General features: G+C 58.1%; 15 protein-coding genes, 2 tRNA genes and 1 pseudogene. 6 read left to right on the forward strand and 12 right to left on the reverse strand.

The features are described from left to right. Positions 1–390: 390 nt before the first annotated feature. The 5 genes and pseudogenes from NV64_RS04895 to NV64_RS04915 form a co-directional block, all read right to left on the reverse strand. Positions 391–1,306 (reverse strand): annotated as a pseudogene (locus tag NV64_RS04895) (patatin family protein); the annotation flags it as partial. 101 nt (positions 1,307–1,407) lie between these two features. Continuing rightward, positions 1,408–1,569: a DUF1328 domain-containing protein gene (locus tag NV64_RS04900; RefSeq protein WP_072166347.1), complete on the reverse strand. Its 162-nt coding sequence runs from the start codon at positions 1,567–1,569 to the stop codon at positions 1,408–1,410. Between the two features lie 127 nt (positions 1,570–1,696). Beyond that, the gene (gene osmY, locus NV64_RS04905; protein WP_056235800.1) at positions 1,697–2,305 is read right to left on the reverse strand and encodes a molecular chaperone OsmY; all 609 of its coding nucleotides are present in this window, start codon (positions 2,303–2,305) and stop codon (positions 1,697–1,699) included. 185 nt (positions 2,306–2,490) lie between these two features. Then, a complete protein-coding gene (gene prfC, locus NV64_RS04910; RefSeq protein WP_056235798.1) occupies positions 2,491–4,080 on the reverse strand; it encodes a peptide chain release factor 3 in 1,590 nt (529 codons plus the stop codon). A 252-nt stretch (positions 4,081–4,332) separates the two neighbouring features. Beyond that, positions 4,333–5,004, reverse strand: coding sequence for a DNA-3-methyladenine glycosylase I (locus tag NV64_RS04915; protein WP_101505437.1), 672 nt, complete (start codon positions 5,002–5,004; stop codon positions 4,333–4,335). A 505-nt stretch (positions 5,005–5,509) separates the two neighbouring features. Here NV64_RS04915 and NV64_RS23095 point away from each other — a divergent pair. Together NV64_RS23095 and yghU are read left to right on the forward strand one after the other, a co-directional pair. After that, positions 5,510–5,815 (forward strand): hypothetical protein, encoded by a 306-nt coding sequence (locus NV64_RS23095; RefSeq protein WP_146005447.1) that lies wholly within the window; start codon positions 5,510–5,512, stop codon positions 5,813–5,815. 121 nt (positions 5,816–5,936) lie between these two features. Next, entirely contained in the window at positions 5,937–6,782 is an 846-nt protein-coding gene (yghU, locus tag NV64_RS04920; RefSeq protein ID WP_056235792.1) for a glutathione-dependent disulfide-bond oxidoreductase, read from the forward strand. Positions 6,783–6,785: 3 nt separating this feature from the next. Here the strand turns inward: yghU and yjjG are convergent, their stop codons facing one another. From yjjG to NV64_RS04935, 3 genes are read right to left on the reverse strand one after another with little or no spacing between them, the layout of a single operon-like run. Beyond that, positions 6,786–7,466 (reverse strand): pyrimidine 5'-nucleotidase, encoded by a 681-nt coding sequence (gene yjjG, locus NV64_RS04925; protein ID WP_056235789.1) that lies wholly within the window; start codon positions 7,464–7,466, stop codon positions 6,786–6,788. Positions 7,467–7,484: 18 nt separating this feature from the next. After that, positions 7,485–7,925 (reverse strand): ribosomal protein S18-alanine N-acetyltransferase, encoded by a 441-nt coding sequence (gene rimI, locus NV64_RS04930; protein ID WP_056235786.1) that lies wholly within the window; start codon positions 7,923–7,925, stop codon positions 7,485–7,487. Further along, positions 7,888–8,307 (reverse strand): DNA polymerase III subunit psi, encoded by a 420-nt coding sequence (locus NV64_RS04935; RefSeq protein ID WP_056236379.1) that lies wholly within the window; start codon positions 8,305–8,307, stop codon positions 7,888–7,890. Before NV64_RS04935 ends, rimI begins: the two co-directional genes overlap by 38 nt. Before the next feature lie 106 nt (positions 8,308–8,413). Here NV64_RS04935 and rsmC point away from each other — a divergent pair, with 106 nt between their 5' ends. The 3 genes from rsmC (at position 8,414) to NV64_RS04950 (ending at position 9,823) form a co-directional block, all read left to right on the forward strand. After that, the gene (gene rsmC, locus NV64_RS04940; RefSeq protein ID WP_056235782.1) at positions 8,414–9,445 is read left to right on the forward strand and encodes a 16S rRNA (guanine(1207)-N(2))-methyltransferase RsmC; all 1,032 of its coding nucleotides are present in this window, start codon (positions 8,414–8,416) and stop codon (positions 9,443–9,445) included. Positions 9,446–9,614: 169 nt separating this feature from the next. After that, positions 9,615–9,701, forward strand: a tRNA-Leu gene (locus NV64_RS04945). A gap of 35 nt (positions 9,702–9,736) precedes the next feature. After that, positions 9,737–9,823: transfer RNA gene (locus tag NV64_RS04950), tRNA-Leu, on the forward strand. A gap of 334 nt (positions 9,824–10,157) precedes the next feature. Here the strand turns inward: NV64_RS04950 and NV64_RS04955 are convergent. Continuing rightward, positions 10,158–10,394 carry a DUF1435 domain-containing protein gene (locus NV64_RS04955; RefSeq protein ID WP_101505438.1) on the reverse strand — a complete coding sequence of 79 codons (237 nt, stop codon included), beginning with the start codon at positions 10,392–10,394 and terminating at the stop codon, positions 10,158–10,160. Positions 10,395–10,689: 295 nt separating this feature from the next. Between NV64_RS04955 and NV64_RS04960 the strand changes: the two genes are divergently transcribed. Then, positions 10,690–11,784, forward strand: a complete 1,095-nt coding sequence (locus NV64_RS04960; RefSeq protein ID WP_056235780.1) for a diguanylate cyclase — start codon at positions 10,690–10,692, stop codon at positions 11,782–11,784. A gap of 74 nt (positions 11,785–11,858) precedes the next feature. On the opposite strand, the gene NV64_RS04965 is transcribed toward NV64_RS04960, so the two are convergent. The 3 genes from NV64_RS04965 to NV64_RS23355 all read right to left on the reverse strand — a co-directional run. Continuing rightward, complete coding sequence (locus NV64_RS04965; RefSeq protein ID WP_101505439.1) at positions 11,859–13,064, reverse strand: MFS transporter; 1,206 nt, start codon at positions 13,062–13,064, stop codon at positions 11,859–11,861. Positions 13,065–13,388: 324 nt separating this feature from the next. Beyond that, positions 13,389–13,961, reverse strand: coding sequence for a hypothetical protein (locus NV64_RS04970; RefSeq protein ID WP_101505440.1), 573 nt, complete (start codon positions 13,959–13,961; stop codon positions 13,389–13,391). A gap of 20 nt (positions 13,962–13,981) precedes the next feature. Beyond that, positions 13,982–14,238, reverse strand: a 257-nt coding sequence (locus NV64_RS23355) for a hypothetical protein (protein WP_158239875.1), incomplete at its 5' end; no start/stop codon positions are given.

A 14,238-nucleotide genomic window follows, 5' to 3' on the forward strand; every position in this document is an offset into this window, starting at 1 on the left:
GAGCCACTCTCCCGTCTGCGCTGACCGGAGTAAACGTATCCTCCGCGATCGTCCGTCCCGACAGCGCATCTGCATCAGCAACAGGCGCGGCAGCAGACTCCATAACGTCAGTTATGGCCGGATTGAGCAATGGATCCGTCACGGCAGCCAGGGCCGGGTTAAGCAACGGATCCGCCACAGCAGTCGTGGCCGGGTTGAACAACGGATCCGCCACGGCAGCCGTGGCTGGTTGCTGCATTGTACGCCTTGTTGTCCGTTCCGGCATAACCACGACATCTGCCGGATTCAGCACGCTGTCTGCGCCCGTGCCCGGCGCAACTGGCGCCGTGCCAGCCACCGCACTAACGAGAGCGGGCCTGGCAGAGACGGGCATGACACCCTTGCCACCGCCCAGCCACTGGCCCAGCGTCGCAAGGAAGTAACGCCCGCAGCGGCGGCCCAGATGATAATCCTGATTCAGCGCCGTCACCCGGCTGCCCAGCGCATTGCTGGCCAGCGGGCGCGGCGGGTAGATCTCAACGATCCGCAGGCCGCCCGGCGGTGCATCGATAAACTGCTGGGTTTCGCTGTAGCTCTGCTCGTGCAGCTGTAAAATATTGATTAACGGGCGCAACGCCCCGTCACTCAGCCAGCGCTCCAGCCGTTTGATCCACTGCGGTGTATAGGTCATCTGTGAGGGGACGGTGCGGATCACCACGATAGTATCAGCACCGCGCCGCGCCGCCTCGCGCACCGGAATAGCATCGCTGATTCCGCCGTCCAGCCAGAACTCGCCGCTGAGGTCGACACCATTGCGGTACAAACCCGGAATGGCGCTGGACGCCTTAATGATGTCATGCCAGTTATCTGCCGTGGGGGTAAAATAAGAGGGGCTGTAATCGTCGCTGCGACAGGCGCACATATAGAATTCGCGGCCGGCCTTAAACAGCTTATCCCCGGCCGCCAGCGCCAGCGGCAGTTCAGCACGGGTAATGTCCACCAGCCAGTCCAGGTCGATCAGGTGCCCACCGCGCACAAAGCGCAGCGGATCGAAAAACTGTTTGCTGGTGGTATAACGGGTGATCACCCGGCGGGCATAACCTGGCTGGCCGCAGACGTAAGCGGATAAGTTCTGTGCCCCGGCGGAAGTGCCGATCAGCAGATCGAAGGGATTAAAGCGCGCCCGCTGAAATTCATCCAGCACGCCGGCGGTAAAAATGCCGCGTTGCCCGCCGCCCTCGCATACTAAGGCGAGATTTCCGGGGGAAAAGGGGGACAAATTCAGGGGATCGATATTACCGAGGGTAATCGGGATGCGGCTGCCCAAGTCAGGTATCCTCCACACAAAGTGAGTGCAGAGGATACCCGTTCTCAGCAGCGCCGGTGAGGCGCTTGTTGCTGTTTTGCTACGCTGTGTGACAGCAGTCGCTAAAGTTTCTTACGGCCGGTGAACAGGCTGACCAGGAAGATAATAATACCGACCACGAAGACGATTTTTGCTGCCCACGCTGCCGTACCCGCCAGACCACCGAAGCCTAATGCCGCAGCGATCAGTGCAATAATCAGAAAGATAATACCCCAACGAAACATACGCCTCTCCTTACCATAGTGAAAATCGAACGTCTTTATCATTCACGTAAGCGCAGTCATCGCGCCGGAATGTTGCTCTTAGCGGACTTGTCCGGTGACGGCAGCCGCCGTCACCGGTTTTCTACCGTTACTTAACGGTGAGATCGTTTTTGACGCTTTTCACGCCATCAATGGCTTTGGCAATGCCTTCAGCGCGTTCAGACTGCGCCTCAGTTTTTACCGAACCGGAAAGCTGCACCACGCCGTTGGTGGTCTCCACCTTCACGTTACGCGACGGTACGATGTCATCCGCTAACAGTTTAGCTTTGATTTCGGTGGTGGTTGCCGCATCACCGGCATAACCGCTGGCCGTCGCTTTGGTGCTGTCTTTCACGTGCAGTTTGTCGCTAACCGACTTCACGCCTTCGACCTTTTTGGCCGCTGCAACCGCCAGTTCAGCCTGATCCTGTGAGGTCACAAAACCGCTCAGGGTCACCACGCCATCGTGGGTTTTCACGGAAATATCGGTACTTTTAATCGCTTCATTGTCGACCAGCGCGGCTTTCACCTTGGCGGTTACGCCGCTGTCGTCCATGTAGTTACCTACTGACTTCATTGAGCTATCGATTTTTGAACCCGCACTGTCGGCAGCTGATTCCGCTTTACCGGTCATCGTCTGTTCTGCCATCGCGGTTCCGCTTAACAGAGCTGAACCGACTACCAGTGCCATCAGGGTTTTCGTCATTGTGGTCTTCATCGATTTGTTCCTTTTGTTTGCGTCCTGACAATAAATATAGTCGCAGATAGCGTTTTTACCGGACAGGAAGGTGAAAAAGAGGAAAAAATCAGCAGAAATACGAGGTTTTAAGAGTAGTCTGTAATATCAGTGAAAAAAAAAGGGTGGGACGCGTTAACGTCCCACCCTCAAGTGTAGTCGCGGAATTAATGTTCGCGAGTTTTGCGGAATACCACGTCAGGATAACGTTCCTGAGTGATATTCAGGTTGACCATAGTAGGAGCGATGTAGGTCAGGTTATCACCGCCATCAAGCGCCAGGTTCACTTCGTTCTTGCGCTGGAACTCGTCAAATTTCTTCACGTCATTACACTCCACCCAGCGGGCGGTCGAGACGTTGATCGCCTCATAAATCGCTTCGACGTTGTATTCGCTTTTCAGGCGCGAGACCACCACGTCAAACTGCAGCACGCCCACCGCACCGACGATCAGGTCGTTGTTGTGTACCGGGCGGAACACCTGCACTGCGCCCTCTTCCGACAGCTGCACCAGCCCTTTCAGCAGCTGCTTCTGCTTCAGCGGGTCACGCAGGCGGATACGACGGAACAGTTCCGGCGCGAAGTTCGGAATACCGGTGAACTTCATATTTTCACCCTGGGTAAAGGTGTCGCCGATCTGGATAGTACCGTGGTTATGCAGGCCGATAATATCGCCCGGATACGCCTCTTCCACGTGGGAACGGTCACCGGCCATAAAGGTCAGCGCGTCCGAGATCACCACGTCTTTGCCGGTGCGCACCTGGCGCAGCTTCATACCCTTCTCATACCTGCCGGAGACCACGCGCATAAAGGCCACACGGTCGCGGTGTTTCGGATCCATATTGGCCTGGATCTTAAACACGAAGCCGGTGAACTTCTCGTCGGCGGCGGTGACGGTGCGCAGATCGGTGTTACGCGGCATCGGTGCCGGTGCCCACTCAACCAGGCCATCCAGCATATGGTCAACGCCGAAGTTACCCAGCGCGGTGCCGAAGAACACCGGGGTCAGCTGGCCTGCCAGGAACAGCTCGTGGTCAAATTCGTGGGAGGCACCCTGCACCAGCTCCAGCTCATCGCGCAGCTGCGCCGCGAGATCTTCACCAATTGCCGCGTCCAGTTCCGGGTTATCCAGCCCCTTAACGATGCGCACTTCCTGAATGGTATGGCCCTTACCGGTCTGATAGAGGTAGGTTTCATTCTTATACAGGTGGTACACGCCCTTAAACAGCTTGCCGCAGCCGATCGGCCAGGTGATCGGCGCACAGGCGATCTTCAGCTCGCTCTCCACTTCATCCATGACCTCCATCGGGTCACGGATATCGCGGTCCAGCTTGTTCATAAAGGTCAGGATCGGCGTGTCGCGCAGACGGGTCACTTCCATCAGCTTGCGGGTACGATCCTCAACGCCTTTCGCGGCGTCGATCACCATCAGACAGCAGTCGACCGCCGTCAGGGTGCGGTAGGTATCTTCGGAGAAGTCTTCGTGCCCCGGCGTGTCCAGCAGGTTGACCAGGCTGTCGCGGTACGGGAACTGCATCACCGAGGTGGTGATCGAGATGCCACGCTGCTTCTCCATCTCCATCCAGTCCGATTTGGCGTGCTGGTTAGAGCCACGGCCTTTTACCGTACCGGCGGTCTGGATAGCCTGTCCGAACAGCAGAACCTTCTCGGTAATAGTGGTTTTACCGGCATCCGGGTGAGAAATAATGGCAAAAGTGCGGCGGCGTGCCACCTCTTGCATAAAGGGCGCATTTGACATGAAAATTCTTCTGGTTTGGCGCCGTACCGCCGGGTTACGCCTTTCGCGCAACGGCTGGCACAGCCGGTTCTTCGTTAGATGGCGGGCATTTTCGCTGATTGTGCCCTCAGAAACAATGCAGAACGGCGCTTAATCACGCAAAAGGGGGGCGCAGCCCCGGCAGGCGGAGTTCGCTGCCGAACCGTTTAACCTGCAAATACGGGACTCAGGCTGAGGGATCGTCCCGTCATCCGTAAAGCGATCCGCGCAGGCTCAGCCCGGACGCATTAACTGCGACCGTTCGGCTTCACACTCAACACGGCGACAGCAGCCGTCGAGATGATCGTTAACCAGCCCCAGCGCCTGCATCAGCGAATACGCGGTCACCGGCCCAACCCAGCTCCAGCCGCGCTTTTTCAGCGCCTTCGACATCGCTTCGGCCTGCGGTGAGGTTTTCACCTGCTGCCAGTAGTGCAGATCGACGCTGGCCGGCCGCTGCTGCGCCGTCGGCTCAAACTGCCAGAACCAGGCGGCCAGCGATCCGGCTTCCTCCTGCAGTTCGATCGCCCGTTGCGCATTGTTGATCGCCGAGAGGATCTTGGCCCGGTTACGCACGATGCCGCTGTCCGCCAGCAGCCGCGCCACCTCCGGCTCGCCGTAAGCCGCTACGCGGTGGAAATTAAAGCCCTCAAACGCGCGGCGGAAGTTGTCGCGCTTGTTATAGATAAGCTGCCAGGACATGCCGGAGTGAAACCCCTCCAGACACACCTTCTCAAACAGCAGCCAATCGTCCACCACCGGGCGTCCCCACTCGTGGTCGTGATAGTCCGGCATCTGCGCCTGCCAGGCACAGCACGGGCGGCCATCGGCAGTTGTAATCAGCCCCTGCTCCGCTCTATCAACGGCGCTCTCGCCGCCCCTCTCTGAGCCATTTTGTAGCGACATAGTCACCTGCTTCCTGTCGGTTATCTCATGCCGGGTATAGCAGACTCATCTGCTTCGGCAAATCCGGCACTTAAAAACAACGGTACCCTGCGTTAGAGAATCCGTGCTTTAGCCCTGTCGCACAGCGTGTTTTTCTCGTACTTCGTCTCAAATGATGCATAAACCCACCGCAGAACGATCGATTGAAGATGAAGGGCGTCGCTTTTGTGAATACTGTGACGAGACAGGCCCGGCGAGAGGGAATGGGATGGTAGTGGCCAGCCTGCTAAACAGAAACACCGGGACCATAACGCAAAAACCCCGGCTTAAGCCGGGGCGAAGATCTACGGTATTTGCGAGAGGTCTTACACCCGAAGGCCATTGGTTCCTCTCACCAACCTGAACCTGATGCTACAGAGGACCAAAAGCAGTGTCAAGGCAACCTCTGGCAGACCCTACGATAAGGATTGAGCTATGCCACATACGGTCAAATACCGGCCCGATCTAATGGAAAGGATACCTGAGCATGGCCCGTAAACTGACCAAAACGGTCAGAGAGTATCGAAATCGTCTGGCTCACAATGAACCTTTATGGAAAGCATACCCGGTCAGCACCCCCGCAGATGCCGTGGCTTACATCAGCGGAAAAATTGATGCGGTAGAGCAACTGATTGGTTTGCTATCGCCTGAGAAACTGGATTTGCTCACTAAGCACGGACTTTTTTCCGATGCCCGCCGGCTTAATTCTTTAGCCGGAATAGCGAGTTTCAGCACGTCGCAGCTCACTGGCCCTTTAGCCACTGCTCGTTGCGGACAAGTGATCCCGCGTTAGCAGTGCTATACCTAAGCATCCGACAATCGGGCATTTGGATTTCCGTGCGGCCATCCGCTATTTTTACCGCATTGCTGGCGACATCCGCCGGTACTCTTCGACGAAAAGGGCCTGTACAGCTATGAGCAATAACGATTATCAGCCAGCAAAAGTCTGGAGCGAAAACAAAGGCACCGGCGGCACCTGGGGCAGTATCAACCGCCCGACCGCCGGCGCGCGTCACGACGCCACGTTGCCGCAGGGCAGGCACCCGCTGCAGCTCTACTCGCTGGGCACGCCAAACGGCCAGAAGGTGACCATCCTGCTGGAGGAGCTGCTGGCGCTGAACGTTAACGGTGCGGAGTATGACGCGCACCTGGTGCGTATTGGTGAAAGCGAGCAGTTCTCGTCGGGCTTTGTGGCGGTCAACCCTAACTCGAAGATCCCGGCGCTGCTGGACACCAGCGCACAGCCGGCAATCCGCGTGTTTGAATCTGGCGCGATCCTGCTCTATCTGGCGGAGAAATTCGGCCATTTCCTGCCAAAAGACGCGGCGAAGCGCACCGAAACGCTGAACTGGCTGTTCTGGCTGCAGGGCGCGGCCCCTTACGTCGGCGGCGGCTTCGGCCACTTCTATCACTATGCGCCGGTGAAGATCGAGTACGCCATTGACCGCTTTACCCTGGAGGCCAAGCGCCAGCTGGACCTGCTGGACAAACAACTGGCTGAACACCGCTATATTGCCGGCGATGAGTACACCATAGCCGATATCGCCATCTGGCCGTGGTACGGCGCGCTGGTGCAGGGTCTGCTGTACGAGGCCGGTGAGTTTATTGATGCCGCCTCGTATAAAAACCTGCTGCGCTGGGCGGATGAGATTGCGCAGCGCCCGGCGGTCAAACGCGGGCGCATCGTCAACCGTACCTGGGGAGACGTGCAGCTGGCCGAACGCCACGCTGCGTCCGATTTCGACGCGCTGGGGCTGTAAAATCTACGCGAGCAGCTTCTCCTGCAGCTCGCTCAGTGAAGCAACCTGCCAGGTCGGCGCGATGGTGTCCCGCGCCGGCTTGCCGTCAGCGTTCAGCCAGCAGGTGGCAAGGCCGGCGTTGATGCCGCCGAGAATGTCCGAATCCGGATTATCACCGACCATCAGCACGCGATCGCGCGGCGGGTTGCCCATTTCACTGAGCGCGTAGTCGAAAATCGCCGGATGCGGCTTGGCCACGCCCACTTCTTCAGACACCACCAGCAGATCGAAGAAATCCGCAAAACCGGTCTGCTCCAGGCGCACCTGCTGCATAGCGGTAAAGCCGTTGGTGATAATACCCATCTTCACCCGCCCTTTAAGCGCGGTTAACAGCTCAACCGCCCCCGGCAGCGGCACGCAGATCTGCCCCATGGTCAGCAGGAAGCGGTGGTTGAGATCGGCGGCGGTGACGTTCAGCCGGGCCGCCCAGCCCTCAAAGCGCTGATGCTGCAGCTGCAGGGCGTTGATCACACCGTTCTGGTAGTCCACCCACAGCGGCTTGTTGATCGCCTGATAGGCGTCGTAGTCCGCCTGGCTGAAGGCGACGTCGTAGTGCTGAAACAGATGCTGTAAACCGGCAAATGCGTCGAAGTGAAACAGCGTGTCGTCCGCGTCAAATAAAATCCAGTCCCAGTCTTTAAGCATCGTTGTTCAGGTTCCCTGTTAAATAGTGAGTGCCATCATCACGGCATCTTCTTTACCGTCCGCCGTGGGATAGTAATTACGGCGGATCGACACTTCATTAAAATTAAGCCGCTCATACAGCGCGATCGCCCCACGATTCGAGGCGCGAACCTCCAGCCACAGCGTCATCACGCCGCGGGCTTCCAGCTCGGCGATCAGGTGCTGCAACAGCTGCAGCCCCAGGCCACGGCGCTGGAAGGCCGGGTCCACCGCCAGATTAAACAGCGTCGCCTCATCCAGCACCAGCTGGGTGATGGCAAATGCCGCCAGCACGCCGTCCACCCGCAGCTGATAGTTGAGATAGCGCTCCCCCTGATTGCTGGCGAAGGTTTTTTCTGACCAGGGAAAAGCGTGGCTGCGCTGCTCAATGGCAAACGCGGCGTCAAGATCGTGCGGAGTGAGTAAAGAAATCAGATTCATAGTGGCAAATTTGCTGCCAGAACGCCCGTTTGGCGTCGGCGTTGTTGTAAAGGTCCGCCAGCGGCGGCGTGATCAGCTGCGGGCCGTTCAGCGCGCCGGGATCCGCCAGCCCCAGCTGCCAGCTGGCGCAGCGGGCATCATCCGGCAGCATCGCCAGCTGGTCTGGCGTCAGCACCAGCACCTGTGGCTCATGCAGCGCCAGCGTACGCAGCACGTCCGCCACCAGCGGCTCATGCAGGTCAGGCGGCACCGCCGCCACAATCACCAGGCGAGTCTCTGCGGGTAAGGTCACCGCAATCTCCCCCTTCAGCGCGCGCGGCCGCCGCAGCTGATACTGCGTCACGCCCATCTGCTGTAATAACCAGTCACGTCTGGAAGACATCATTAATTCCCGTCTGGTCGCCTGATTGCGCGCCTATGCTAGCAAACCCGGTGATTCTGCGCCAACAAACGACTATAATCGCCGCTCAATTTTTGAGGAGTTACCGATGTCCGCATTTACCCCGGCCAGTGAAGTGATACTGCGCCACAGTGATGAATTTACTCAACGCCGCGTGCTGTTTGCTGGCGACCTGCAGGATGACCTGCCCGCCCAACTGGACACCGCGCTGAGCCGGGTGCACACCCAGCAGTATCATCACTGGCAGAACCTGAGCCGTTCGCTGGGTGACAATGCGCACTTCGGGCTGGTAGCCAGCGCCGGTATGGTCGCCGACTGTGACACGCTGGTCTACTACTGGCCGAAGAACAAGCCGGAAGCGCAGTTCCAGCTGCAGAACCTGCTGTCGCTGCTGCCGGTCGGCAGCGATATCTTCGTGATCGGTGAAAACCGCAGCGGCGTGCGCAGCGCCGATACCATGCTGGAGAGCTGGGCGAAGCTTGAAAAGATCGACAGCGCCCGCCGCTGCGGTCTCTATCACGGCCGTCTGGATACGCAGCCGACGTTCGACGCTGACAGCTTCCGCGATGCCTATCAGCTGGGTGAATTCACCATCAAGACCCTGCCGGGCGTGTTCAGCCGTGACGCCCTGGATATCGGTAGCCAGCTGCTGCTCTCCACCTTTACTCCGCATACCAAAGGCAAGATCCTCGACGTCGGCTGTGGTGCCGGGGTGCTCTCCACCGTGCTGGCCAGCCACTCGCCGAAGGTGCGTCTGACCCTGACCGACGTCAGCGCGGCGGCGATTGAAGCCAGTAAAGCCACGCTGGCGGCGAACGGCCTGGAAGGGGAAGTCTTTGCGAGTAACGTCTACTCCGACGTCACCAGCCGCTATGACATGATTATCTCTAACCCGCCGTTCCACGACGGTATGCAGACCAGCCTGGATGCGGCTCAGACGCTGATCCGCGGCGCGGTTAAGCACCTGAACACCGGCGGCGAGCTGCGCATTGTAGCCAACGCCTTCCTGCCGTACCCGCAGGTGCTGGATGAAACCTTCGGCAGCCATGAAGTGCTGCTGCAGAACGGCCGCTTTAAAGTCTATCGCGCCGTGAAGGGCCGCCCGCCGAAAGGCAAGTAAATCCCGCGTTCAGGCGGACTTCATACCGCCTGAACGGGCATAATCGCAGCAGGATGGCGGTTTTTGCAGCGATCGTTTCAGGTTGATGAAATAACTGTTGACCTGTTGCTGAAAATCTCTAGAATGCGCCTCCGTGGTAGCGATACAACGCAAGTTGTGTTGCTGGTATGCGAAGGTGGCGGAATTGGTAGACGCGCTAGCTTCAGGTGTTAGTGTTCTTACGGACGTGAGGGTTCAAGTCCCTCTCTTCGCACCATAAATACCACGAGATTCATATTACGCAGCATCTGCGCGAAGGTGGCGGAATTGGTAGACGCGCTAGCTTCAGGTGTTAGTGTTCTTACGGACGTGAGGGTTCAAGTCCCTCTCTTCGCACCATGTTGAATACTCTTTCTGGTCAGTGATGACCAGCCAGTACTCCCCGTAACACCCGCTTTACGCTTCCCTGCACTGACCGACTCTGATTTCCCCTGATGTGATTTCTTAACGACCTGCTCTGTACTGTTATATCTTCAGCGATATTTTTCTCCGATCGTACTTCCGCTTTATCGCACTTCCGTCTGGATGTTGCTGACGTTGATTCACGCATGCTGGTTTTATGCCTGTCGCCTTTTTGCTCCCATCTGCCGCGGCTTTATTCCGCCGGATGAAAAGCGCGGCCTGATGCAGACGCCACACGGCGGGCTGACGTTCGGGGTGGCCGCAGAAGCGACTACAGGGTACTGAAATTAAGCGAGGCCGCCGCCACGCCGCCGGCGAGCGCAAGGCACGACGGCAGCAGCAGATAGTGACGCAGGCGCTTGTGACAGAGCATCACTACCGTCGCCAGCAGCGCCACCACCATCAGCCACCGCCACTCGCTAAAAGAGAGTTCCATCATCGTCATTAACGGCATCAGTGCGCAGGGCAACAGCACGCCCCAGCCGCTATCCAGTCGTTTACCCAACATCGCGATCCCCTCTGTCTTGCCAGACGCGGCCACCGTTGCCGCCAGCAGCCGGGTGTCCACACAAATTCAAATGATAATGATTACCAATAGCATATGATAGTTCTTATCATTTTGCAGCAACATTGTTGAAACTTTATGCCGTGGGATGACAGTCCAGTGTTGAAGTGGTAGATTGAAGGCGATCTCTATTCAGTAAAATCCAAAAATAACAGCTCTACACTATTCCAGATGATAAGTTTCCATCCGTTAATTCGGGAGGGGCTTTGCTATTTCAGGGCAGTCACGAGTAAATATAATGACCATCCAAAGTTACGATGAATTGCTGCATAGCAAGCATCGGCTGTCGCTGATGCTATTTTTATTTTTAAACACGGTTACCGCCTCTTTTTTCACGCTACGTATTAACGGTTCGGTTGTCCCTTTAGCGCTGGCCCTGACGCTGGCGGTAATATTGCTCAGCCTGACGATCATTTTGCGGATGTTTTTAAGGCCTTTAGCCAAATTGCCGCGATTAAATAGCGTGGCGCTGCTGACCGGCCTGCTGTGGGCCGGTTATATTCTGGTTAAATATCAGCTGAGCGCTTCGTTCAGCGACAGCTATCTGCTGGTGGCGCTGGTCAGCGTCTACTTTATCAGCGCGATTGCGCTGGGCGATCATCTGCTGGCGTTCTGCCTGCATACTGCCCCGGCATCGCTGACGGTGATTGTGCTGGACGGCGGCCGTAACATCGCGCTGATCCTGTTTACCATGGCCCTGCCGCTGCTGGGGTTTACCCTGCACCACCTGATGCTGCAGCGGCGTGACCGCTTTACCCGTCACCTGGTCAGCCGACTCGCCGCCGAAAAAGAGACCTACAGCGACCTGAGCATGCTCGATCCGCTCACCGGCCTGTACAACCGCCGCGGGCTGAAAAACCGGCTGGAGAACACGCTGGAAAATCACGTCGGCAGCCACTTTCTGCTGCTGATGGATATTGATAACTTCAAGGCCTACAACGACAACTACGGCCACACCATGGGCGATCAGGCGCTGGCACGGGTCTCTTACGCCATTCGGGACGCCGTGCGCTCGCGCGATATCGTCACCCGCTACGGCGGCGAAGAGTTCCTGGTGCTGCTGACCAACGTCAATGAAAATATTGCCATGAAGCTGGCCGAGCGTATTCGCCAGTGCGTCCTCGATCTTGAAATCCCCCACCACTTTAACGCCAGCGTGGCCACCCACGTCACCATCAGCGCCGGTATTGCCCCGTTGATGAACGATGATTTTGACAGCGCGCTGAGTAACGCTGATCGCGCCCTTTATCTGGCCAAAAGCCACGGTCGTAATACCTTCTATTCGTACCAGGATATTATTGCCAGCGAAGCGCCGGTGGCGGAGACGGCTTAAAATAATCTGGCCCGCTAAGCGGGCCATTATTGTCGACCGGCACGGCATTATTTATTTTTACGCGGGCGTTGCGGCTACCCCTGGCCGGAAATTTTTACACCACGCGTCTCACGACCAAAGGCGACCAGAATGCAGATCAGCACCGCGACGGTGCCGGCGACAATCGCCATCGCCAGGCCATAATTATTGCCGTGCGCTTCGGCAATTTTTGACTGCAGCGTGGCGTTGACCGAGGCGATCAGGTTACCCAGCTGGTAAACAAAACCCGGTAATACCGCCCGCGCGTTGGCCGGCACCAGCTCGTTGAGGTAAGTGGGCACCACGCCCCACGCGCCCTGCACCATAAACTGCATCAGAAACGCGCCGATCCCCACCGCCCACGAACCGCTGGAGAACGCCCACAGCGGCAGCACCGGCAGCGCGAGGAACGCCGCCACCATCATGGTTTTTTTACGCCCCACCCTCTCAGAAATCGCACCGAACAGCACGCCGCCGAGCATGGCGGCGATGTTATAGCCGATGGCGATAATGCTGATCAGGTGGGGGCTGAAGCCGTGCTGCACCTTCAGGAAGGTCGGGTAGAGATCCTGGGTGCCGTGGCTGAAGAAGTTAAAGCAGGCCATCAGCAGCACCAGGTAAACGCACAGCCGCCAGTGGCTTTTCAGCACCGGCAGCAGCGCGGTGCTCTCCTGACGGGCGCGGGCGGCCAGCCACACCGGCGACTCAGGCACCTTAAACCAGATAAACGGCAGCAGCAGGATCGGCAGCGCGCCGATCAGGAACATCCCGCGCCAGCCGACCAGGCTGTAGAACAGGCCGAAGATCACCGATGCCAGCAGGTAACCACAGGGGTAACCGGCCTGAAACACGCCGGACATCAGCCCGCGCGAGCGGTCAGGGATGGTCTCCATCGCCAGCGACGACGCCACGCCCCACACGCCGCCCATCGCCACGCCGTAAATAACCCGGAAGGCGAGGAACCAGGCCAGCGACGGCGACCACGCCGACAGCACTTCAAACAGCGCGAAGGTGACGATATTGACCATCAGAATCGGTCGGCGGCCATATTTTTCCGCCAGCCGGCCAAACAGCAGCGCACCGATCGGCCTGACCGCCAGCGTCAGCATAATGGCGATCGACACGTCGGAGACGGAGGTGTGGAAGTTATCGGCGATATCGCTGAGCACAAAGACCAGAATGAAAAAATCGAAGGCGTCCAGCATCCAGCTGGCCACGCTGGCGAAGGCCACGTTGCGCTGGGTCGGGGTCCAGTTGAGCATAGTCGGGTATCCTGTCTGGATGTGGGTACAAAGGGGCGGCGCTGCTTAAATGTTAAGGATTTGTTTATAGCATGTAAGACAGGCGTATTTGCGGCAGCTTTTGTCAGGCGAAGGGTCAGTGTGTAAGGGTGAGTTTCATTCTGTTACCGTGCTAATAATTAGCCCGATATGCTTTTAGCGATAACGATGTGCTTCCGGGCACGGCAGCCGCTGCCAGGGCGACAGCGGCCAGATCGGCAACGGCCAGAACGACAGCTGCCAGATCGGCAACGGCGATTTGTGCCGCGGTCAGATGAACGGAGGATGGTACCGTTTTTTCACCGGTCAGATCCCGGGCTTCTCACGATAAGACATCCTGCGCCAGTCACCGTTTTCAGTGGCATCGTATTTCCCGCCCCAGGTGACGCCCTGCAGATCCTCCAGCCGCCAGTTGCCCTGCGCATCCTTTTTCAGCTCGTAGGCGAGGCCACGGCACTGATAGAGCCGCAGATCGACCTGCAGGCTGAACTGGTAGTAGTGGCCTTTTTTCGGCGTAAAGGTGATGCCGCTGACGCAGGAATTTTTCCCGTCATCATAGACCTGGCCGATATGGGTCGAACGGCCGGCAATCACCGGCGTTTCATAGTAATCCCCCCAGGCGGACTTGTTCTGCCGGCTGTCAACCGGCATGCCGCCGTCACGGGTATGGGTGAGGATCCATTCGCTGCTGCGCACCATGCCGCCCTGCGTTTTGCCGTTTACCTGCTGCTGGATCGAGGCGGACTCGGTGCCGCCGACGATGCGCACCCAGGCGGTATTATCCCCGGCCTCGGGCGGCACGAAAAACGCATGATGAGGAAACTGGCTGCAGCCGGTAGTCACCAGCAGCAGCGTGCTGACCATAAGGGGATAACGCATGTTAATTGCTCCTGTATAAATTAGTCGCGCAGCAGCGCCAGCAGTTCAGCCGCCAGCTCAGCCGCATCCTGCTGATAGTTCGCCTGCCAGCAGGCCGACCAGTCGCCCGGCCGCCCCTGCTCTTCCCACTCGGCCAGCGCCAGGCCGTTGACTATCTCCAGCTCAAACCACAGGCTCTGCCAGGCATCGGCGTCGCTGACCAGCGCGTCGTCCTGCCACAGCGTTTCGGTCTGCGCCACAAACTGCGCCCAGCTAAACAGATCGGCGGGCGCTGCCG

Source organism: Erwinia sp. B116, assembly GCF_002865965.1.
Taxonomy (GTDB): domain Bacteria; phylum Pseudomonadota; class Gammaproteobacteria; order Enterobacterales; family Enterobacteriaceae; genus Erwinia.

Excerpts from the sequence above, each read along its gene's own strand:
- NV64_RS04900 (WP_072166347.1), bottom strand. The coding sequence starts at position 1,569 with ATGTTTCGTTGGGGTATTATCTTTCTGATTATTGCACTGATCGCTGCG.
- osmY (WP_056235800.1), bottom strand. The coding sequence starts at position 2,305 with ATGAAGACCACAATGACGAAAACCCTGATGGCACTGGTAGTCGGTTCA.
- prfC (WP_056235798.1), bottom strand. The coding sequence starts at position 4,080 with ATGTCAAATGCGCCCTTTATGCAAGAGGTGGCACGCCGCCGCACTTTT.
- NV64_RS04915 (WP_101505437.1), bottom strand. The coding sequence starts at position 5,004 with ATGTCGCTACAAAATGGCTCAGAGAGGGGCGGCGAGAGCGCCGTTGAT.
- NV64_RS23095 (WP_146005447.1), top strand. The coding sequence starts at position 5,510 with ATGGCCCGTAAACTGACCAAAACGGTCAGAGAGTATCGAAATCGTCTG.
- yghU (WP_056235792.1), top strand. The coding sequence starts at position 5,937 with ATGAGCAATAACGATTATCAGCCAGCAAAAGTCTGGAGCGAAAACAAA.
- yjjG (WP_056235789.1), bottom strand. The coding sequence starts at position 7,466 with ATGCTTAAAGACTGGGACTGGATTTTATTTGACGCGGACGACACGCTG.
- rimI (WP_056235786.1), bottom strand. The coding sequence starts at position 7,925 with ATGAATCTGATTTCTTTACTCACTCCGCACGATCTTGACGCCGCGTTT.
- NV64_RS04935 (WP_056236379.1), bottom strand. The coding sequence starts at position 8,307 with ATGTCTTCCAGACGTGACTGGTTATTACAGCAGATGGGCGTGACGCAG.
- rsmC (WP_056235782.1), top strand. The coding sequence starts at position 8,414 with ATGTCCGCATTTACCCCGGCCAGTGAAGTGATACTGCGCCACAGTGAT.
- NV64_RS04955 (WP_101505438.1), bottom strand. The coding sequence starts at position 10,394 with ATGTTGGGTAAACGACTGGATAGCGGCTGGGGCGTGCTGTTGCCCTGC.
- NV64_RS04960 (WP_056235780.1), top strand. The coding sequence starts at position 10,690 with ATGACCATCCAAAGTTACGATGAATTGCTGCATAGCAAGCATCGGCTG.
- NV64_RS04965 (WP_101505439.1), bottom strand. The coding sequence starts at position 13,064 with ATGCTCAACTGGACCCCGACCCAGCGCAACGTGGCCTTCGCCAGCGTG.
- NV64_RS04970 (WP_101505440.1), bottom strand. The coding sequence starts at position 13,961 with ATGCGTTATCCCCTTATGGTCAGCACGCTGCTGCTGGTGACTACCGGC.